Source organism: Flavobacterium enshiense, assembly GCF_022836875.1.
GTDB classification, from domain to species: domain Bacteria; phylum Bacteroidota; class Bacteroidia; order Flavobacteriales; family Flavobacteriaceae; genus Flavobacterium; species Flavobacterium enshiense_A.
On record NZ_CP090376.1, the window covers coordinates 1,821,087 to 1,842,113 of the forward strand.

At 37.5% G+C, this 21,027-nt stretch carries 23 protein-coding genes; 9 read left to right on the plus strand and 14 right to left on the minus strand.

Translation table 11 applies throughout. From position 1 onward, the window contains the following. Positions 1-267: 267 nt before the first annotated feature. The 7 genes from LZF87_RS08070 to rsfS all read right to left on the minus strand — a co-directional run bounded on the left by LZF87_RS08070 (position 268) and on the right by rsfS (position 5,886). Positions 268-1,071, minus strand: coding sequence for a superoxide dismutase (locus LZF87_RS08070; protein ID WP_272494272.1), 804 nt, complete (start codon positions 1,069-1,071; stop codon positions 268-270). A gap of 35 nt (positions 1,072-1,106) precedes the next feature. After that, positions 1,107-1,388 (minus strand): acyl-CoA-binding protein, encoded by a 282-nt coding sequence (locus LZF87_RS08075; RefSeq protein WP_244338340.1) that lies wholly within the window; start codon positions 1,386-1,388, stop codon positions 1,107-1,109. Then, on the minus strand, positions 1,389-2,051 hold the full coding sequence (locus LZF87_RS08080; RefSeq protein WP_244338342.1) for a phosphatidylserine decarboxylase family protein: 663 nt from the start codon (positions 2,049-2,051) through the stop codon (positions 1,389-1,391). It lies immediately after the preceding gene. Continuing rightward, on the minus strand, positions 2,032-2,850 hold the full coding sequence (locus LZF87_RS08085) for a phosphatidate cytidylyltransferase (protein WP_244338344.1): 819 nt from the start codon (positions 2,848-2,850) through the stop codon (positions 2,032-2,034). Before LZF87_RS08085 ends, LZF87_RS08080 begins: the two co-directional genes overlap by 20 nt. 1 nt (position 2,851) lies before the next feature. Beyond that, on the minus strand, positions 2,852-3,454 hold the full coding sequence (locus tag LZF87_RS08090; RefSeq protein WP_244338346.1) for a lactate utilization protein B/C: 603 nt from the start codon (positions 3,452-3,454) through the stop codon (positions 2,852-2,854). Positions 3,455-3,564: 110 nt separating this feature from the next. Beyond that, the gene (gene ftsH / locus LZF87_RS08095; protein ID WP_244338348.1) at positions 3,565-5,502 is read right to left on the minus strand and encodes an ATP-dependent zinc metalloprotease FtsH; all 1,938 of its coding nucleotides are present in this window, start codon (positions 5,500-5,502) and stop codon (positions 3,565-3,567) included. Positions 5,503-5,514: 12 nt separating this feature from the next. Continuing rightward, entirely contained in the window at positions 5,515-5,886 is a 372-nt protein-coding gene (gene rsfS, locus LZF87_RS08100; RefSeq protein ID WP_023572080.1) for a ribosome silencing factor, read from the minus strand. A gap of 93 nt (positions 5,887-5,979) precedes the next feature. On the opposite strand from rsfS, the gene LZF87_RS08105 reads away from it, so the two are divergent. Beyond that, positions 5,980-6,711: a biotin--[acetyl-CoA-carboxylase] ligase gene (locus LZF87_RS08105; RefSeq protein ID WP_244338350.1), complete on the plus strand. Its 732-nt coding sequence runs from the start codon at positions 5,980-5,982 to the stop codon at positions 6,709-6,711. A 54-nt stretch (positions 6,712-6,765) separates the two neighbouring features. Here the strand turns inward: LZF87_RS08105 and LZF87_RS08110 are convergent, their stop codons facing one another. Together LZF87_RS08110 and pyrE are read right to left on the minus strand one after the other, a co-directional pair. After that, positions 6,766-7,158 (minus strand): SRPBCC family protein, encoded by a 393-nt coding sequence (locus LZF87_RS08110; protein WP_244338352.1) that lies wholly within the window; start codon positions 7,156-7,158, stop codon positions 6,766-6,768. A 114-nt stretch (positions 7,159-7,272) separates the two neighbouring features. Further along, entirely contained in the window at positions 7,273-7,920 is a 648-nt protein-coding gene (gene pyrE, locus LZF87_RS08115) for an orotate phosphoribosyltransferase (RefSeq protein ID WP_244338354.1), read from the minus strand. Positions 7,921-7,927: 7 nt separating this feature from the next. Between pyrE and LZF87_RS08120 the strand changes: the two genes are divergently transcribed. Both LZF87_RS08120 and LZF87_RS08125 read left to right on the plus strand, forming a co-directional pair. Next, positions 7,928-8,527 carry an NUDIX hydrolase gene (locus tag LZF87_RS08120; RefSeq protein WP_244338356.1) on the plus strand — a complete coding sequence of 200 codons (600 nt, stop codon included), beginning with the start codon at positions 7,928-7,930 and terminating at the stop codon, positions 8,525-8,527. Between the two features lie 292 nt (positions 8,528-8,819). Then, positions 8,820-10,172 (plus strand): DEAD/DEAH box helicase, encoded by a 1,353-nt coding sequence (locus LZF87_RS08125; protein WP_244338357.1) that lies wholly within the window; start codon positions 8,820-8,822, stop codon positions 10,170-10,172. 72 nt (positions 10,173-10,244) lie between these two features. On the opposite strand, the gene LZF87_RS08130 is transcribed toward LZF87_RS08125, so the two are convergent. From LZF87_RS08130 to LZF87_RS08140, 3 genes are read right to left on the minus strand one after another with little or no spacing between them, the layout of a single operon-like run. Beyond that, positions 10,245-11,978, minus strand: coding sequence for a M14 family metallopeptidase (locus LZF87_RS08130; RefSeq protein ID WP_244338359.1), 1,734 nt, complete (start codon positions 11,976-11,978; stop codon positions 10,245-10,247). A 5-nt stretch (positions 11,979-11,983) separates the two neighbouring features. Beyond that, positions 11,984-12,439 carry a pantetheine-phosphate adenylyltransferase gene (coaD, locus tag LZF87_RS08135; protein ID WP_244338361.1) on the minus strand — a complete coding sequence of 152 codons (456 nt, stop codon included), beginning with the start codon at positions 12,437-12,439 and terminating at the stop codon, positions 11,984-11,986. Positions 12,440-12,450: 11 nt separating this feature from the next. After that, complete coding sequence (locus tag LZF87_RS08140) at positions 12,451-13,422, minus strand: D-alanine--D-alanine ligase (protein ID WP_244338363.1); 972 nt, start codon at positions 13,420-13,422, stop codon at positions 12,451-12,453. 190 nt (positions 13,423-13,612) lie between these two features. Here LZF87_RS08140 and LZF87_RS08145 point away from each other — a divergent pair, with 190 nt between their 5' ends. Beyond that, on the plus strand, positions 13,613-14,245 hold the full coding sequence (locus LZF87_RS08145; RefSeq protein WP_244338365.1) for a PASTA domain-containing protein: 633 nt from the start codon (positions 13,613-13,615) through the stop codon (positions 14,243-14,245). Beyond that, positions 14,235-15,281: an RluA family pseudouridine synthase gene (locus LZF87_RS08150; RefSeq protein WP_244338367.1), complete on the plus strand. Its 1,047-nt coding sequence runs from the start codon at positions 14,235-14,237 to the stop codon at positions 15,279-15,281. The genes LZF87_RS08145 and LZF87_RS08150 overlap by 11 nt, the downstream gene beginning before the upstream one ends. 38 nt (positions 15,282-15,319) lie before the next feature. On the opposite strand, the gene LZF87_RS08155 is transcribed toward LZF87_RS08150, so the two are convergent. Beyond that, complete coding sequence (locus LZF87_RS08155) at positions 15,320-15,967, minus strand: hypothetical protein (protein WP_244338369.1); 648 nt, start codon at positions 15,965-15,967, stop codon at positions 15,320-15,322. A gap of 105 nt (positions 15,968-16,072) precedes the next feature. Beyond that, positions 16,073-16,369, minus strand: a complete 297-nt coding sequence (locus LZF87_RS08160; protein ID WP_244338371.1) for a hypothetical protein — start codon at positions 16,367-16,369, stop codon at positions 16,073-16,075. A 191-nt stretch (positions 16,370-16,560) separates the two neighbouring features. On the opposite strand from LZF87_RS08160, the gene LZF87_RS08165 reads away from it, so the two are divergent. The 4 genes from LZF87_RS08165 to LZF87_RS08180 all read left to right on the plus strand — a co-directional run bounded on the left by LZF87_RS08165 (position 16,561) and on the right by LZF87_RS08180 (position 21,027). After that, a complete protein-coding gene (locus LZF87_RS08165; RefSeq protein ID WP_244338373.1) occupies positions 16,561-17,580 on the plus strand; it encodes a quinone-dependent dihydroorotate dehydrogenase in 1,020 nt (339 codons plus the stop codon). A 39-nt stretch (positions 17,581-17,619) separates the two neighbouring features. Then, positions 17,620-18,483 carry a hydroxymethylglutaryl-CoA lyase gene (locus tag LZF87_RS08170; RefSeq protein WP_244338375.1) on the plus strand — a complete coding sequence of 288 codons (864 nt, stop codon included), beginning with the start codon at positions 17,620-17,622 and terminating at the stop codon, positions 18,481-18,483. A gap of 115 nt (positions 18,484-18,598) precedes the next feature. After that, the gene (locus LZF87_RS08175; protein ID WP_244338377.1) at positions 18,599-19,840 is read left to right on the plus strand and encodes a DUF4856 domain-containing protein; all 1,242 of its coding nucleotides are present in this window, start codon (positions 18,599-18,601) and stop codon (positions 19,838-19,840) included. 68 nt (positions 19,841-19,908) lie between these two features. Further along, positions 19,909-21,027 carry an imelysin family protein gene (locus LZF87_RS08180; protein WP_244338379.1) on the plus strand — a complete coding sequence of 373 codons (1,119 nt, stop codon included), beginning with the start codon at positions 19,909-19,911 and terminating at the stop codon, positions 21,025-21,027.

Genomic DNA, 21,027 nt, shown 5'->3' on the forward strand with positions numbered 1-21,027 from the left:
TGATTAAAGTACTGATTTGTATTGCGTTGTAGTGTTGGTTTTGTCGTTTTTTTCTAGTCTTTTGTAGAAAATTTCAGAAACGGTAAATGACTGATGACAATAATTGGATTATTAAGTGCTCATTTCAAAGTTTAATTCGCGTGTAAAAAAAACGACCCAAAAAATGAATTCATTCTTTGAGTCGTTGTATAAAACTACTTTTTTAAAGCGTTTCGTATATTACTAATTGATGTTTGTGAGACAGGTGTTTTAAGGTTTGAATAGTATTTATTGGATTGGGGCTACCGGTTGTTTTATACTTCTTTTCATAGCTTCTAAATACTTTTTCTCTACTGCAGTCCAATTGACAACGTTAAAGAAAGCTGAGATGTATTCGCCACGTCTGCTTTGATATTTCAGATAATAAGCATGCTCCCAAACATCAAGAGCAAGAATCGGAGTCCCTTTCACAGGCATATCCGGCATTAACGGATTGTCTTGGTTAGGAGTGCTGCCAACCACTAATTTTCCGGTTTTGTCAACCACAAGCCATGCCCAACCCGAACCAAATTGTTTACCGGCAGCTTCAACAAGTTGCGACTTAAAAGTGTCATAAGAACCAAAATCCCTGTTGATTGCTGCAGCCAAGCTGTCTTTTGGCTGTCCGCCTGCTTTCGGGGCCATGATTTCCCAATATAAATTATGGTTATAATAGCCGCCTGCATTGTTACGAATGGCCATGTTGTTTGGATCTGAACTTTTTAGGATATCCTCCAGACTCCATTTTTCATAATCTGTGCCGGCGATGGCCTTGTTTAAATTGTTGCAATAGCTTAAATGATGGCGCGAATAATGAATTTCCATTGTTTTTCCGTCGATATAAGGCTCTAATGCGTTGTAGGCGTAAGTTAGTCCGCGCATTTTGAATTTTCCTTTCTCGGCTTTTACTTCGGCCGGATTTCCGTATACGGATTGTGTTTCCTGTGCCTCAGGTTCCGGAATCTGAATTACTTCTTCAAGTTTGTTTTTTTGACGGCAAGAAAAAAGAGCTACAAAAGCGAAACTAATAAGAGCTAATTTATATGTTTTCATGGATGATATGTATTAAAAGAAAAAACGAAATCTGTTTACAAATTTCGTTCTTTCAATAGTTTGTTGATAATCTCGATATATTTTTTTTTTGCTTCGTCTGTTGTAAGATGGTTTACCTGCATCCATGCGTTGAGTTTGAAAGCACTTCGCAGGTTTTGCGATTCCTGACGGAAATAAAAACGAGCAGAATCATCAGTTGTAGCCTGTTTGTAAAGTCCATATAGAATCAACTGCATATCTATCGGGACAGAAGCTTGCGGGATTAATTGGGCGTTTTTAAAAGCCTCATCAAATAAGATGTCTAAATTTTTTCCCATTTATTGTTTGATAGCAATAATTGTTTTTGCGCCAATTGCTTTCTCGTTAAGTTTTACATTAACTTGAGTACCTAAAGGTAAGTATATATCCACTCTCGAACCAAATTTTATGAAACCTGCGTCCGTTCCCTGAACCACCTGCATGCCTTCTTTAGCATAGTTTACTATACGGCGTGCCAAAGCTCCTGCAATCTGACGGTAGAGAATCTCTCCGAAAACTCGGTTTTCCACAACCACAGTGGTTCTTTCGTTTTCTTCACTCGCTTTCGGGTGCCATGCAACCAAATATTTACCAGGATGGTATTTACTGTATTTTACTAATCCGTTTACGGCATAACGGGTTACGTGAACGTTTATCGGTGACATGAAGATGGAAACCATCAAACGTTTGTCTTTAAAATATTCCGGTTCGTAAACTTCTTCTATAACCACCACTTTTCCGTCAACCGGAGCCAGTACATGATTGTCATTAATGGCTGTAATACGTTTTGGGTTTCTGAAAAACTGCAAAATCATTACAAGCATGAATAATGTAAAAATTTGTATGGCCATTTTTAGCCAAGGGTTTGCTACAAGATAATCCGCTCCAAAAATGATTACCGTGGCAGCAATTGTAGCTCCCAGAATAATTTTAGCGCCTTCTTTATGAAATTGTATGAACATAGTTTAAAATTTGATAAAATAAATAAAGAAATGGTATTGCAAATATAACACTATCTAGCCGATCTAGGATGCCTCCATGCCCGGGCATTATCGTCCCGCTGTCTTTTACACCAGCTTTTCGTTTGAATCTAGATTCGATCAAATCGCCTATAGTTCCGAAAAAGCCAACAATCAATCCTGTACATACCCAAATGGCAGGAGTGAAGAAAGTAAAGAAATAACTTAGAATGTAACTCCCAATCATTGTGAATACTAATCCGCCAATGAATCCTTCAATGGTTTTTTTAGGTGAAATACGTTCAAAAAGTTTGTTTTTTCCAATCAGTTTTCCAACGATATAGGCAAAAGTGTCATTGGTCCAAATCAGTATAAAAACTCCAATAATAATCTTTGGATTAAAATGAACACCTATAAAGGGTATTTTCATTAGTAAAACAAAAGGAATGATAATATAGCCAAACAGGTTTACATATTTTGACATTTTGTCTGTCTTTGGTATGCTGCTTTCTGAAAACAAATCCGCAATTAAATTTACGGATACAAAGAGCGCTGCGAGACAAAGTAAGATATCGGTATGGAGATTATTCTTAGGAGAATAGAAAAACAGAATGTAGCTTACCAGAGCCAGTAAAATAGGCAGGTTTTGTCTTAAATGGATTAATTTGCTGAATTCGGAAACCGTAATAAGCATAAATAACCCGAAAAGAAGCATAAAGCTGTATTCGGAGTATAAAGTCGCTGAAACGAGAAGTACAATATAAAGTAAACCAGAAATGGTTCGGGTTACATTTTCATGCATGCTATAAATCTTCTAGAAGCAGCAAATATAAGTTTTTCGGACAACTTCCGTACTGTAAGAAGTCTTCTTCTTTTGCTTTTTCGAAATATTTAAAAGTGGTGATGTTTGTAGGGTACTCTTTATCGTACCTTTTTTTGATTTCACGTAAACCATCACTTTTGTTGCCAATTATCTGGCTTGTAGTAGCAAGAATCACAATGTGTGAAGGCAAATCATTGGGTTTGTACTGTTTGATTTGATTTGAAGAAAACAAAATTGAACCTTCGTCGGCAATCAGATTTTCGCAGGAAGCCAATAAAAAAATCGGGTTTTTAGGATTTTTATAGTTTAGCTTGTTTTCGTCAAGAAGGCTGAAAAGTTTTGATTCTAAACACATTGCTTCTTTTTCAAACCAGTCGTTTTCCTCTAAAATACTCTCAAAGTTATCATGTACTTCAGGCAAGTTTTCGCAATAGAGAAATTTGCCTCCATTTTTTTTGAAGTTATAGGTGAAAAGTTCGTCTATTGGCATTTTAGGTTCCGGATGATAAGGACTCATGTTTTCTTCCTTATCTTCACTGGATCCTTCCGAAGCGGCGCCAAAAAATTTTCTGAATAGATTCATAAACTATCTAAAATCTCGAAATTTTGTGTTTGAGAACACTCAAAGATAAAAAAATCTTAATTCAATAAAGCAATCGAATTAAGATTTTTATAATATTTTATTAAAATAAATTACTGCATTTCTGTAATTGGTTCACTCTCTGTTTTTTCGAATGGACGTTTTCCGAAGATTGTTTCCAGGTCATCTTTAAAAATAACCTCTTTTTCAATTAAAATATCTGCCAACTGAACCAATTTGTCCTGGTTTTCTTTCAGAATCTGAATCGCTCTTTGGTACTGACTTTCGATTAATTCGGAAATCTCTTTGTCGATGACACGAGCTGTCTCTTCAGAGTATGGTTTTGAGAAGCTATAATCGCTTTGACCTGATGAATCATAGTAGGTGACATTTCCTAATTTGTCGTTCAAACCATAGACGGTAACCATGGCGCGAGCCTGTTTGGTTACTTTTTCCAAATCGCTTAATGCTCCGGTTGAAATTTTATTGAAAATTACTTTTTCGGCAGCACGCCCACCCATTGTGGCACACATTTCATCAAGCATTTGTTCCGGATGAACGATTAAACGCTCTTCAGGTAAATACCATGCAGCTCCCAAACTTTGTCCTCGTGGAACAATAGTGACTTTTACGAGCGGGGCAGCGTGTTCCAGCATCCAGCTGACAGTGGCATGACCAGCTTCGTGAATAGCGATAGCACGTTTTTCTGCCGGGGTAACAATTTTATTTTTCTTTTCTAATCCACCGACAATTCGGTCAACGGCATCAAGAAAATCCTGTTTGTCTACAGATTTTTTACCTTTTCGTGCAGCAATCAATGCAGATTCGTTACAAACGTTGGCAATATCAGCTCCTGAAAAACCAGGTGTTTGTTTTGCTAAAAATTCAGTATCCAATTCCTCTGATTTTTTCAAAGGTTTTAAGTGTACTTCGAATATTTCTTTACGTTCACGAATATCCGGTAAGTCTACATAAATCTGCCTGTCAAAACGTCCGGCACGCATTAATGCCTTGTCTAAAACATCGGCACGGTTGGTAGCAGCCAATACAATTACGTGTGTATTTGTGCCGAAACCGTCCATTTCAGTTAAAAGCTGATTCAAGGTGTTTTCACGCTCATCGTTTGAGCCTGAGATGTTGTTTTTGCCACGGGCACGTCCTACAGCATCAATCTCGTCAATGAAAATGATTGCTGGGGATTTTTCTTTTGCCTGTTTGAACAAATCGCGGACACGAGAAGCTCCAACACCAACAAACATTTCTACGAAATCGGAACCTGAAAGTGAAAAGAATGGCACCTGAGCTTCACCGGCAACGGCTTTAGCTAATAAGGTTTTTCCGGTTCCAGGAGGTCCTACCAATAATGCTCCTTTAGGGATTTTACCTCCAATTTCAGTATATTTTTCAGGGTTTTTAAGGAATTCAACTATTTCCTGAATCTCTTCTTTTGCACCTTCTAAACCGGCAACGTCTTTGAAAGTCGTCTTAACGTCTGTTTTTTCGTCAAAGAGTTTGGCTTTTGATTTTCCGATTGAAAAAATCTGGCCTCCACCACCTCCGGCTCCTCCGCCTGACATCCTGCGCATCATGAAGATCCAGAATGCGATAATGATTATCAAAGGAAGGAAATTGATTAAAACATCCCCCCAATTGCTTTCAGGTTCGGAAGAATAATCACTTAGTTTTCCGGTTGTACGGGCCTCGTCCAATTTCTTTTGGAACAATTCGGGATTTCCGATGTCCAAACTATAGTGCGGACCAATATTTTCTTTGCCTAACAGTGTCTTTTTCTCTATTTTACTGTGTGTTTTGCTTTTTAGGGCTTCTTTTTTAAGATAGACTTGGGCAGTGGTTTTGTTGAAAACTACTTTCTCTACCTGATTAGAATCTAAATACTGGTAAAATTTAGACAATGAAGTAGGGCGGACTTCCTGAAAACTGGATCCGCTGGAAACTAATTGTATTGTAACTAGAATTAAAAGTACGGCACCATAGATAATCCATGGGCTAATTTTAATTTTAGTAGGGTTATTTTTCTTATCTTTTGACATGTAACGTGAATATTAGTATTTGTTTTCGATAGAAGTGATTTTGGCATCACCCCATAAACTCTCGATGTTGTAGTACTCACGGATGTGTTTTTGGAAAACGTGAACCACAATGTTTACATAATCCATCAAAACCCATTCGCCGTTTTCAGTACCTTCAACGTGCCAAGGTTTGTCTTTTAAATCTCTAGAAACTATTTTTTGAATTGAGTTAACAATAGCGTTAACCTGTGTGTTGGAGTTACCGTTACAAATTACGAAGTAGTCGCACACGGTGTTTTCGATTGCTCTTAAATCCAGTATATCTATGTTGTTACCTTTTACTTCTTCAATTCCTTTAATGATGTTAGCTAATAATACATCATTGTTATTCTCCTTTTTCGCCATTTATTTTAATATGTTTTTCGCAAAGTTACCAATTTTTGTCTTTATTTTTGAACCTTAACATAAGATTAAACTTCATAAAGCCAATTTATCTCTATGAACATCATCAAACTCAGTGCCACATCTTCAACAAATGACTTTTTGAAAGCATTGCTGACAAAGCAGTTTGTTGAGAATTTTACTGTTGTGACTGCAGAAAATCAAACTTCGGGTCGCGGTCAAATGGGGGCGGTTTGGGCGGTTGAATCTGGTAAAAACCTGACTTTTAGTGTGTTGGTAAAAGATGTGTTGCCGGATATAAACACTATTTTTCATCTGAATGTGCTTGTTGCTATATGTCTTACCGAAGTTTTGGAACAACTTAAAATTCCTAATATAGCTATTAAATGGCCAAACGACATTTTGGCAGATAATAAAAAAATTGCCGGTATTTTAATTGAAAACAGTTTGAAGAGCGGAGGAGAAATTGTTTCCGTTGTGGGTATCGGACTGAATGTGAATCAAAAAAACTTTGATGGTTTGCCAAAAGCGGGTTCTTTATGCGGAATTTTAAATCGGGAATTCGATAAGGACGAGATTTTGATTTCCATAGTTGAAACTTTAAAGCGCAACGTTGCTTTACTTCAAAATAAAGACTATGGTCTGTTTTGGGAAAAGTACAATCAGAGGTTATTCAAAAAAGGACTTCCAATGCCATTTGAAGATAAAGATGGTTTCCGGTTTATGGGAATCATTCAAGGGGTTACCGCAAACGGAAAACTTGAAGTTTTGTTGGAAGATGATAGTGTGAAAACATTTGAGATCAAAGAAATTCAGATGTTATATTAAAAAGAAAACCTATCTGTTTCCAAATAGGTTTTATATACTTGTGTAATTGGTATATTACAGTTTGTTCATGTTTGCTGCAAGGGTTTCAATGAATTTCGAAATCGGGCCTTTCACCATCATGGCCATCATTGGGTTGAAGTCGCCTACGAAAAGTAATTGAACTTCTGAAGTATTTGGTGTCAATGAATTGATGTTGGCCGTTAATGTAAATGGTAATTTGTCGCTGGCTGCCCCCAAAACAACTTTGTTTGGAGCTGTTTTGTCTTTCATTTTCAATTTTATTTCCGGCATGCCTTTCAGTCCGAAGATAAAAGCGTTGTCGTCTAAAACTTCAAATTTGGCAATGCTTTCCGGCATTAATTTTTCAAAATTCTTAACGTCTGTCAGTGAATCGAATAAATAATCTGCCGATTTTTCAACGTTAACTTTAGGGCTTTCTAAATTCATTATTTAAAGATAGTTTGATTGCTGAATAATTAAATTTTGTGCAACTTGCCTGTTCACATAAATTAACAACGTACTAAATGAGTTGAGAAATCTAAGTAAACGGAAAAAACAATATTATACTTCTACTCCCCAGGTAGATGGACTTTTACGCCATTCTTTCAAAGTATCGTATTCGTCTTCAGTTATGTATTGTTTTGCAACGGCTTCTTTCAATAGCATATCGTAATTACCAAGCGTGAAAAGTTCCACATTGGCTTTTTTGAAATTATCTTCAGCAATTTCGAATCCGTATGTAAAAATAGCTACCATTCCTTTGACATTGGCGCCGGCTGCTTTCAATGCTTCTACGGCCTGTAAGCTGCTTTTTCCGGTGCTGATCAAATCCTCAACAACCAATACGCTTTGGCCTTTCTGCAAGAAGCCTTCCACCTGATTTTCGCGTCCGTGTTTTTTAGGTTCTGGGCGAACATATACGAAAGGTAATCCCATGATTTCGGCAACAAGCATTCCTATTCCGATAGCACCTGTAGCTACACCGGCAATTACATCAGGTTTGCCAAATTGTTTTTCGATGTTTTTGGCAAATTCCTCACGGATATAATTTCTTATCGGTGGAAATGAGAGAGTTATACGGTTATCGCAGTAAATAGGCGATTTCCATCCAGAAGCCCATGTAAAAGGATTTTTTGGATTTAATTTAATTGCGTTTATTTGTAAAAGCAATTCGGCAGTTTTCTTAGCTGTGTCTGTGTTAAAAATCATACTGCAAATGTATAAAGTTTTTGTAAACGATAAGCCCCTTTTCTTAACAAATCAAGTTGTTAAAGAAACTGATTTTCAGCTCTTTCTGTTAGAAAGCGTTGATATTAAGCAAATTATAGTAAAAATGTTTCAGAATAAAATTAATAAAGCATTTTTATATCATCCCGATGAAAAGGAAATTTTAACAAAGTTAAAGGAAAAAATTCCTGCAGTCAAGGCTGGAGGCGGATTTGTTTATAACAAAAATGGAGAAATTCTTTTTATTTTCAGGAATGGAAAATGGGATTTGCCCAAAGGCGGGATAGAAAAAGGGGAGTTAATTGAAGAAACGGCTATTCGCGAAGTAGAGGAGGAGACCGGAGTTACCGGATTAAAAATTACACAAAAGCTTCAAAAAACCTACCATATTTTTAAGCGTAACGGTAAATACAAACTGAAAATTACGCACTGGTTTGAGATGAAAACCGATTTCGAAGGTGAGCCAAAGGGACAGGAGGATGAAGGAATCGAAAAAGTGGTTTGGTTAAAACCGGAAGAAATTAAAGAAGCCTTGAGTAATTCTTATGAAAACATTAAACTTCTTTTTCAGGAAGAGAAAGTAATTTAATGAGTTTGAAAAACATTCAGAAGGTTCTAAAGCTGTTTCGATAGCCCTGATGGGGTGGCATCTTTTTGTGGACCTCGTTTTTTTTAACGAGAGGAACAAAAGATACAACGTCCCGATAGCTATCGGGAAGTAGGAGCGGGGATTCCAATAAGTCTAAGCCATTCCTTTCAAGAAACTTAACAACAGTAAATCAAAAGTAAATGCCAATCCCAAAATATTGAAATCCTTTACCTTTATTTTTGACTGAATACTGTGACTGAACACCGAAAACTATTTTCATTACCTTTGCAGCATGTATAAAAATCCACGTTCCAATAATATTCTTCTAAATTTAGGAATTGAAAGCCTTAATGAAATGCAGGAAATGGCACAGGATGCTATTTTGAATGACTCTAATGTTTTACTGCTTTCGCCGACAGGTTCCGGAAAAACCATTGCTTTTTTGCTGCCCATTTTTGAAATGCTTCAGTCTGAAGTCACTACGGTGCAATGTTTAATAATTGTGCCTTCACGTGAATTAGGCTTGCAGATTCAACAGGTCTGGAAAAAAATGACCACCGATTATAAGGTAAACGTTTGTTATGGTGGACATAATATAGAAACCGAAATCAAAAATTTAAGCAATCCTCCGGCTATTTTAATCGGAACGCCTGGACGTATTGCCGATCATATTGACCGCGGAACATTCAAAACAGATACCGTTGAAACGTTGGTTTTGGACGAATTTGATAAATCACTGCAATTGGGTTTTCACGAGCAGATGTCCTATATCATTGGCAGACTGCCAAAACTGAATAAACGTATTTTGGTTTCGGCTACTTCCGATATTGAAATTCCGAAATACACTAGAGTCGTGAATCCGACGGTTTTGGATTTTGTCCAGACTGAAAAAGAAAACGAGAATCTTTCGATGAAAATGGTAGTTTCCAAAGAGAAAGATAAAATCGGAAGTCTGTTTCAATTGCTTTGCTCTTTAAAATCGGAATCGGCGATTATTTTCTGTAATCACCGTGATGCGGCGGAACGCATAAGCGATGCTTTAAACGGTAAAGGAATTTATGCCACATATTATCACGGTGGTATGGATCAAGAGGAACGTGAGCGCGCTTTGATTCAGTTTCGAAACGGCAGTGTGAGTTATTTGGTTACAACCGATTTGGCAGCGCGTGGATTGGATATCCCGGAAATGAATCACGTTATTCATTACCATTTGCCATCCAAGGAGGATGAGTTTACCCACAGAAACGGAAGAACTGCCCGAATGTTGGCCTCGGGAACTGCTTATATTATTGTTCACGAGAGTGAGAAAAAACTGGATTACATCAATTACCAGATGCCGGCTTTGAATGTTGATAACGCCAAATCCTTACCGAAGCCACCCGAGTTTCAAACTATTTATATCAGTGGAGGAAAGAAAAACAAGCTGAATAAAATTGATATAGTGGGCTTCTTTTCACAAAAGGGAAAATTGGAAAAAGACGATTTAGGACTAATTGAAGTTAAAGATTTTGTTTCGTTTGCCGCCGTAAAATTCAAGAAAGTAAATGAATTACTGGGTAACATCAAAGACGAAAAAATGAAGGGTAAAAAGTTTAAAATTGAAGTAGCCCGTAACGTTATTAAGAAAGAAGAAGAGGGGAAATAGTTTCGGCTATCTAAAATAAAAAAATGTCACAAGGAAGTTTCTTTGTGACCTTTTTTAATTATCTGAATCTGATTAATAACGCATTACTTTATAAATAGGGTATTGCAGGTGTTCTTTTTCGTAGTATTTTGAATGTTTGTAAACCCAGTCCAATTGTGCTTCACCGCTTTCGGCAAATTTCTTGTCTTCCTGGCGTTTCTTTTCCAATTCGGCTTTCAGTTTTGGGTTTTCGTCCAGAATCTGTTTGGCTAAATCTTCGAAAACATAAGCTGAATAATGTTCTTTTTGCTGTAAAATAGTATCGAAGAAATTCCAGTTGAAGAAAGAATCTGCAGCTTCCGGCTCTAATGTTTCCAATAGGTATTTTACGTTTTTCTGACTTGTTTTCACTACAAAATCCCCTTCGCTGAATTTTACATTCTCGCGGCTCGCTGTAACAGACGTGTTATAATGGCCATAATGCCCTTCAAAGGCTTCTTTGCCGGTTTTGTAATTGGCAATTTTATAGCTTTCTACGTTTATAACCGTGTCTTTTTTCAACGGCTGCATGTCAATTCTGTTCTGGCGCAACAATTCAATTACTTCCCAATGCTGTTTCGGAACAATATAAGATACAGGAATGGTAATTTCCTTTTTAGGTTTATATACTTCGTAAAACGGGATCATTTTTTTGAAAGGTTTTGTACGATCATAGTACAAACGCGGTTTACCGGAAACCTCGCTCAGTTTGTATTTGCCTTCATAACCTAAAAAAGGAATCTGTTTTACCTTTGCCGAATCAATTTCCCATTGCACGGTATATTTACTGTTCGGGAAATAATTGCTTAAGTTATCCTGACGATGCTTTTTAATCTCCGCCGCATTTTTATCGGTATAATTTAAGGTTGACAGCATATATTCATAAGTTACCTTAACTCTGTCGGCATACTTTTTCAGCATATGTGTTTCTACCATAACGCCCAAAGTATTGAACATGGAAGCATAACCTGTCGAAAATCTGGGTGTTTCCATGTTTTTGGCAAATCCTTTTTCGGGAACATCGTTGTAGATGTTTACATAAGGAACCGGTTCGATTTTTTTGGATTTCAGATCTTTTAAGATGGTAGGCATCATCTGTTCGTTAAAAAACGTACCTAAATTACCTCCCAATTTCTGATAATGTGTGTCGATATACGTTAATGTATACTGATAATCGGCACCATTGCTCACATGGTTGTCAATAAAAACATCCGGATTAACGACATTGAAGATTACCTGAAAGCTTCTGGAGTTTTTTGTGTCGGATTTTATGAAATCGCGGTTCAAATCGAAATTTCTGGAATTCCCCCTGAAACCATACGCTTCCGGGCCGTTTTGGTTAGCACGGGAAGTGGAGTTTCGGTTAATGGCACCACCAATGTTATAAACAGGGATAGCCACGACAATAGTGTTTTTTGGAGCTGCGATTTTACCTGTAGCCAAATCTTTCATGAATAACATGGTAGCGTCGATTCCGTCAGTTTCTCCGGGATGGATTCCGTTATTGATCAGTATTACGGCTTTGTCTTGTGTGTTGATTGCTTTAAAATCAAAGGTTTTCTCCGGATTGAAAGTAACAATATGCAATGGTTCACCGTTATCAGTAGCTCCCATTGTTTTTACTGCAATCGTTTCGAAACTTTTATCCAGATTATGATAGTAATCCATTGCTTCTCTATAGGTAGCCGACTGGTTTCCGTTTCCTTTTTCAAAAGGTGTTTTTAAATCGGGTTGCTGAGCAAAAAAAAATGAAGTCCCTAAAAAGAATAAGCCTATAGTTTTTTTCATTATTGTTATTTTGTTTTGACAGATTCGGGAACTAAAAAAGTGTAGTCTCCTCCGTTTCGGATTACATCACGGACAATGCTTGAACTGATGTGTGAAGTGTCAATCGCCGTCAATAAAAACACGGTTTCGATATCCGACAACTGTCGGTTGGTATGTGCGATTGCTTTTTCGAATTCGAAATCGGCCGGGTTACGAAGCCCGCGCAGAATGAATTGTGCATTCAATTTGTGGCACAAATCAATGGTTAAGCCTTCATAGGTCATCACAGAAACTTTTGGTTCGTTTTTGAAGGATTCTTCGATGAATTTTTTGCGGTCTTCGAGTGAAAACATATATTTTTTTTCGGCATTAATACCGATGGCAATTACGATTTCATCAAACAACGGTAAAGCTCTTTTGATGATGTCGTAATGGCCCAAGGTTATCGGGTCGAAGGAGCCTGGAAAAATTGCTTTTCTCATAGTGATTTGGATTAGGCTAATGCCAATTCAATAGCGTTGTCAAATAATTCGGTTAATGAAATTCCGGCTTCTTTGGCCTGTTGCGGCAAAATACTTTCAGTGGTTAGGCCTGGAATCGTGTTCATTTCCAGCATGAATGGTTCACCGTTTACTATGATGAATTCACTTCGGGAGAAACCTCTCATCTTTAAAACTTCATACGCTTTTTTGGAAACAGCTTCCACTTTTTGGCGGATATCATCTGAAATTCGGGCAGGAGTGATTTCTTGGGATTTACCTAAATATTTAGCTTCATAGTCGAAGAAATCATTTTCGGAAACAATCTCGGTTATCGGTAAAACCTTTGTTTCGCCTCTGTAATTGATTACGCCGACAGAAACTTCTGTTCCGTCAAGGAAACTTTCAATGATTATTTCGTTGTCTTCTTTGTATGCGTTTTCAATTGCCGGAAGTAATTCTTCTTTAGTTTTTACTTTAGAAATTCCGAAACTCGAACCCGACTTGTTCGGTTTAACGAACATTGGAAGTCCTACGGTTTTGATGATTTCGTCTTCGTTAATGACATTGCCTCTATCTAAATAGTAGGAAGTAGCTGTTTTGATGCCGTATGGTTTTAAAACCGAAAGCATATCGCGTTTGTTGAATGTCAGCGCTGCCTGATAATAATCGCATGAAGTCTGCGGAATGCCTATTAATTCGAAGTAAGCCTGCATTAATCCGTCTTCGCCAGGAGTACCGTGTATGGCATTGAAAACCACATCGAAGGTTAGTTTGATTCCTGCATAATTTACAGAGAAATCATGACGGTTTACTGGCCATTCATTTTCATTTTCATCTACCATCACCCATTTTTCTTTGAAAATATGAATCCGGTAGGCATTGTATTTGGTTTTGTCCAAGAAATTATAAACTACATTTCCGCTTTTTAAAGAAATCTGGTATTCGCTGGAATAGCCTCCCATTATGATGGCAACATTTTTCATATATGTAAAATTTATTTTTTAGAGGTCATATATGGTATCGCTTTTCTTGGTGTTTGTTTGCACAAACTTTTGTTAGTGGCGATTTCATATTTTGTCCGTTATTTTATAAGTACTAGTTCTTACAAAATTATCACTATTTGTTGAAACAAAAAATCTTTAGTATTTTATATCTTTGCCCAAAACCAAAACTATGAGTTGGAAGAAATTTTTAACAAGTCCTGTATTTTTCAAAAACCTGGCATTAGCTTTAGTGATTGTAGCTATATCTGTTTTTGGAGTGATGAAATTTTTAAGTGTGGCAACCAATCACGGAGAAGAGATTCCGGTTCCCAATCTGGCAAAAATGTCACTTGAAAAAGCGGAAGAGCGTTTAAATGACATCGATTTGGAGTTACACTTGTTAGATACGGTGGATTATAATCCCGCTTTTCCTCCTTATTCTATTGTGGAACAGGATCCGCTTCCGGCAGTAACCGTTAAGGATGGCCGTAAAGTTTATGTGAAAATCAATTCGGGAGGTTATGCGAAGGTGGTATTGCCGGAATTGGTGCAGAAAACATACCGTCAGGCTTTATCAACATTACGTGCTCTTGGCCTTCAGGAAGGCGATGTGAAGTATGTGGAATATATGGCAAAAGACGTAGTTTTAGAAGTAAAACAAAACGGTGAAACGCTGAAAGCCGGTGATAAGATATTAAAGTCGTCAAAAATTGATTTTGTTTTAGGTGACGGAAAAACCGGGTTCCAGGACCAGGAAATGGACAGTATTAATGCAAGTGAACAATTAGAGCCGGCTCCGGCAGAAGAAGAAAATGCAGAATAATCATATTACAGATCAGGAAGAATTAGACGAAGAATTATACGAACATTATCGTTTTGAAGCCGGAAAAGGCCAAGCGCCATTGCGTGTGGACAAATTTTTAATGAATTTGATTGAAAATGCTACACGTAATAAAATCCAACAGGCAGCAGCCAACGGGAATATTTTCGTAAACAACATTCCGGTCAAATCCAATTATAAGGTAAAAGCAAACGATGTGGTGCGTGTTTTACTGGAACATCCACCGTTTGAAAATATTATCATCCCTGAGAACATTCCGTTGGATATCGTTTATGAAGACGACCAACTGTTGGTAATCAATAAACCGGCTGGTTTAGTAGTGCATCCCGGACACGGCAATTATACAGGGACATTGGTTAACGCATTGGCTTATCATTTTGAGAACCTGCCGATGAACAGCAGTGAACGCCCCGGATTGGTGCATCGAATCGATAAAGATACTTCCGGATTATTGGTTGTTGCCAAAACAGATAATGCAATGGCACTTTTGGCCAAACAGTTTGAAGAGAAAACCTCCGAAAGAGAATACATCGCAATGGTTTGGGGGAATGTTGTTGAAGATGAGGGAACCGTAACAGGATATGTAGGCCGTCATATGAAAGACCGTATGCAAATGGCTTGTTATGACAACGAAGAATATGGGAAATGGGCGGTAACGCATTATAAGGTATTAGAACGTTTAGGATATGTGACTTTAGTTTCGTGTAGATTGGAAACCGGTCGTACACACCAAATTCGCGTACATATGAAGCACATCGGACATACATTGTTCAACGATGAGCGTTATGGAGGTCACCTGATTTTGAAAGGAACCACCTTTACTAAATACAAGCAGTTTATCGACAACTGTTTCAAGACTTTGCCAAGACAGGCATTACATGCTAAAACATTAGGATTCGAGCATCCTACTACAAAAGAATTCATGCGTTTTGATACCGAAGTACCTCAGGATATGAAGGAATGTATTGAAAAATGGCGTGTGTATTCTAAATCGCACACGGTTGAAGATGAAAATTAAATAAAAAAAGCCTCCATATTTTGGAGGCTTTTTTGCTATTATTCCAAAACGATATCGCGTTTGCCAACCCAAATACCGTCGACCTTTTTTACATCCATTACACCTGAACCTCCTTTTTCTCTATCATATGAAGTAAGAGGTTTTTTCAACAAAGGATCGTCTTTAAATAGAAAATCATTGATATACATGGGTTTACCCCTGTCTGGTACTTTTACCGCTGAGTGGATGTGTTGCGGATTATTACTGTTCGGGTAGGAGGCAGGACGAACCGTTTCAATCCTGTAGTTTCCGTTTTTGTCGGTTTTGCACCAGCCGTGATGGGAACCGTGCCATTTCTGAACCCCTTTTTCGTTTCCTTTTTTAGAATATTCACCTTTGGAATCAGTGTGATAAGCATACAGGATTACATTGGCATAGGGAGATTTGTCTTTTTTATAAATAGTTCCGCTAATGACCAATTTTTCACCGTCTTTTTTTTCATCCGGAATGATCATGGTAGAAGTTAATTGTTTAGGCATATTCACAAAATAACATTCGATGGGAGCGTCCGGACTGTCACAACTGTCTTTTTCAGTGTTGCTGGTTGCAGAAGATTGTGCAAGCTCTTTGGAAGTTTCCTTTTGCTTACAAAAAAGCATCAGCAATGAGATGCAAATGAATCCTATTAGTGTAACAGAATGTTTCATGATATAAGATTTTGATAATCAATAGGTATTCTGGATTTACAGTTGACTTATGTTTTTTGTAACTTAGAGAAAGGTGACAGTGTTATATAAGTTCCCGCTGATTTTTTATGAAATCTGTTTCAATATTTCGCGTTCCGAATGTCTTACCAGCGGTTTAAATTTTTCGTACCATTCTTTCCAGGCTTCGGCGTTCATTTCCCTTGCTAAATCGGCTTCAAAATCGGCTAAGGTTTTATAAGGACCTTCGAATATGAAACGATATCCTTCTCCGGTGAAGTCGGTTAGGATTCTTCCGCCTTCAGGCATTTTCATTAAGCCAAGACTATTGGCTTGTTCAACCAATGCTTTGGCTTCTTTAAATCGGCCAAATTGCAAATAGAATATTTCTCTGACTACATACATAATGTGAAAAATTAAATTAAACAAAAATTGACTGCTAAAGTTACGAATTAATAAAATTGTAAGATATTGATTTGTAGTATTTTGTAATTAATTTTTCTGATTTTGAAAGGAATGGATGAAAAACATTCTGTGAGATAATTTCTGAATTCTGAATTCAAATTTCTATTTTTGCTCAACAACACAATATTACCATGTACAAACAGATTATTCGTCCTATACTTTTTTGCTTTGATCCTGAAGCGGTTCATTATTTTACTTTTTCGGCTGTTCGTTTTGCCAGCAAAATTCCGGGGGTTTCCGCAATATTAAAATCGTGCTATGCTGTAAACGACAAACGTTTGGAGCGTGAAGTTTTCGGTTTGAAATTCAAAAATCCGGTAGGACTTGCCGCTGGTTTTGACAAGGACGCGAAATTGTATAAAGAACTTTCAAATTTTGGTTTCGGATTCATAGAAATAGGGACATTAACTCCGAAAGGTCAGGACGGAAATCCAAAGACGCGTTTGTTCCGTTTAAGAGAAGATTCGGCAATTATTAACCGAATGGGGTTCAACAATGGCGGGGTGGAAGAAGCGGTACAACGTCTGAAAGGAAATAACGGTGTTTTAATCGGTGGAAACATCGGAAAAAATAAAGTTACACCTAACGAAGAAGCTGTAAAGGATTATGAAATCTGTTTCGATGCTTTATACGATTATGTGGATTATTTTGTGGTGAATGTAAGTTCGCCTAATACACCTAATTTAAGAGCGTTGCAGGATAAAGAACCGTTGACGCAATTGTTGCAAACGCTTCAGAATAAAAATGCTGAGAAACCAAAACAAAAACCAGTTCTTTTAAAAATTGCTCCGGATTTGACCAATGAACAACTACTGGACATCATTGATATTGTAAAAGAAACCAAAATAGCCGGTGTTATTGCGACTAACACAACTATTTCCCGTGATGGATTACAATCCGTGAATAAAATTGAAATGGGTGGATTATCAGGAAAGCCATTGACGAAACGTTCTACGGAAGTAATCCGTTTTCTTTCCGAAAAGAGCAATAAAGCATTCCCGATTATTGGTGTGGGCGGAATCCATACTGCCGAAGATGCCATTGAAAAACTGGAAGCAGGCGCTAGCTTGGTACAGTTGTACACCGGATTTATTTACGAAGGGCCTGCCTTGGTGAAAGCCATCAATAAAAAGATTTTAGAAAAAGCATAAAAGGTGGTACTTTAGCCACTCAGAACCTCAGATTTTTCAATGGAGAAAGTTAAAATTATCGAATGTCCGCGCGATGCCATGCAAGGCATTAAAGAATTTATCCCGACAGATAAAAAAGTGCAGTATATCCAGTCGTTATTGCGTGTGGGATTTGATACCATTGATTTCGGAAGTTTTGTTTCGGCGAAGGCCATACCGCAAATGCAAGACACGGCAGAGGTTTTGGCAAAATTGGATTTGTCTCATACCCAAAGCAAGCTGCTGGCTATTATCGCCAATACGCAAGGTGCTGAAAACGCTTCCGTTCATCCTGAAATTCAGTATTTAGGTTTCCCTTTTTCTATTTCGGAGAATTTCCAGATGCGAAATACTCATAAAACGATAGCTGAATCGTTGGTAACACTGCAGGAAATTTTAAATATTGCTGACAGAACCAATAAAGAAGTGGTGACTTATATTTCCATGGGCTTCGGAAACCCGTATGGAGATCCCTGGAGTGTGGAAATAGTAGGTGAGTGGACGGAAAAATTGGCTGCCATGGGAGTGAAAATCCTGTCACTTTCGGATACCATTGGAAGTTCGACTCCTGAAGTAATTGATTATTTGTTTTCCAATCTGATTCCGAAATACCCTAATGTGGAATTTGGAGCTCATTTACATACGACGCCTGACAAATGGTTTGAAAAGGTAGATGCTGCTTATAAAGCTGGATGTCGTCGTTTTGACGGTGCTATTCAAGGCTTCGGTGGTTGTCCGATGGCTAAGGATGATCTAACTGGAAATATGCCAACCGAAAAGATGCTTTCTTATTTTACCTCTGTGAAAGCCGACACAAATTTAAGTCCGATGAGTTTTGAAAGTGCTTATAATGAAGCGCTTAAAATCTTCACGGTTTATCATTAAGATTTCCTGTTAAAAATTATTTAAAAAAAGTCTAAATAATATTTGACTTATTTAGAATGAGTATATATATTTGCACTCGTAAATTTATTTTAACTCAATCTAAATAAAGAGATATATGAAATTCAAAAATGTACTTTTAGCGTCTTTGCCAGTGGCAGCTCTATTCGTGGTTTCTTGTTCGAATGATGATAATAATTCAACTCAGGAGCAAGTTTTCGACTACACTGTACCAACAACTTATGTGTTTGAAAGATCAGGTGCAACAACTGTTGATTATGCTGGTGAGACAAACCTAGTTCTTATGTTAGATGAAATGGGTGCAGAAATTAAAAATAAGGCTACTGCCGGAACAGCTCTTGATGCAAATAAGTTGTCTGATATGTATAGCAACATAAACGGGCAGTTTTCAAATGTTACGTTAAATACGGCTTCAGATAAGCAATTGAAAGATAAAACAGCTGCTTCAAGAGATTTCTTCATGAAATTTAACGGAGGAGGTTCTATAGCTGAACAAAGTGAAGTGAGAAATTTATTTCAGGAACAGTTTAATAATGCTGCTGCTGCCAGTGGAGGTGCAGTTGCTGCTGCTGGTGTTGCAGGGACTTATGAGGAAACAGCAACTACTAAAAGATTGTTTGCCGCTAACGGATTAGAGCCTCAGCAAGTACTTTTGAAAGGTATGATGGGAGCTTGTTTTATGGATCAGATCGTGAACAACTACTTAAGTAAAAATGTTTTGGATGAAGGTTCAAACAGAGAAAACAATACAAACAAGGTTTTAGAGGAAGGTAAGAATTATACTAAAATGGAGCACCTTTGGGATGAGGCTTACGGTTATATCTATGGTGGAGATAATCCAACGGCTTCAACTCCGGTTTATAAATTCTGGAGCAGCTACATCAACCAAGTAGATGCTGATTCTGATTTCGGAACTTTAAGAGAGGATATCGAATTGGCTTTCAGAAAAGGTAGAGCGGCAATCACAGCTGGAGACTATGCAACACGTGATGCTCAAATTGCAATCATCAAGAAAAAAATAGCAATGGTTCCTGCGGTTAGAGCGGTATTCTACCTTAAAGAAGGCAAAGCTAAATTGACTGCAGATTCTGGAAAAAAAGCTTTCCACGCTCTTTCTGAAGGATATGGATTTATCATGAGTTTACGTTATACTAACAAGCCGGGTACAAACTCTCCATATATGACAAAAGCAGAAGTTGATGCTATCTTAGATGGTATGACAGCCGGAACAAACGGACTTTGGGATATTGATTACCTGAATACTCATATCGACGGATGGGCTGATCAAATCGCCGCTCGATTCGGATTCACTGTAGCTCAGGCTGAAGTAGTTAACTAATATAAAAATGAAAAAACAGAAGGGCTAACTCTTCTGTTTTTTTTATACTTTTGCAAAAAATTTCAAAAATGAAAAAAATCCTTCTTTTAATCGGTTTTACTGCATTTTTTGCAGCTTGTTCTTCTGGCGACAGTGGAGGTTCGGATTCTTCAGGAGATGGTTATGACAGAACGGCTCTTCTAACGAATTGGGCTGATAATTTAATTATCCCTTCTTTTGAAAATTATCAGACGAAAGTGGTAACACTCCAAACTAAAGTTGCTGATTTTACTGCTGCTCCATCTGAAACTGGATTGGGAGAAGTAAGAACAGCATGGATTGATGCCTATAAAGCTTTTCAGTATGTTTCACAGTATGAAATCGGTAAAGCAGAAGAAATAAAATTTGCCAGCTGCACTAATGCTTATCCTACCAATGTTACCGGAATTGAGGCTAATATAGCGTCTGGAACATATAACTTTTCCCTTCTTTCGCAATTAGACAAACAAGGTTTTCCTGCTATGGATTATATGATTAATGGCTTGGCAGGTGATGATGCGTCGATAGTCGCTTTTTACACGTCTAATTCCAATGCGGCAGGTTATAAGCAGTACCTGACTAATTTGACGGCAACCCTTAAAACCAATGTTGATCTGATCGTGAACGACTGGAACGGAAGTTATAGAGCTGCTTTTATAAGAAGCAACGGTAATTCTGTGAGCAGTTCTGTTAATAGAATGGTTAATCTTTTTGTGAAGAATTACGAAACGTATGTGCGCTCGGGAAAAGTAGGTATACCGGCAGGAGTTTTTTCAGAAGGCACAACTTTTACTAATAAAGTTGAAGGATATTACAAAAATGATATTTCAAAAGTACTGTTAAATGAAGGGGTTAAGGCGACTCAGGATTTCTTTAATGGGAAGTATTTTAATTCTGATGAAACAGGTCCGAGTTTAAAAACATATTTGGATTATTTGAATGTTGTTATAGACGGACAACCTTTAAGTACGATTATCAATAACCAATACGCAACTATCAACAGTACAAATGCATTATTAGGAGATAGTTTTTCAGAACAGATTTTTACAGATAACGGGAAAATGATCGCTTCTTTTGATCAGATGCAGTGGAATGTTGTTTATTTCAAACTGGATATGATTCCTGCTATGAAAATTGTATTAGACTATGTTGATAATGACGGCGACTAA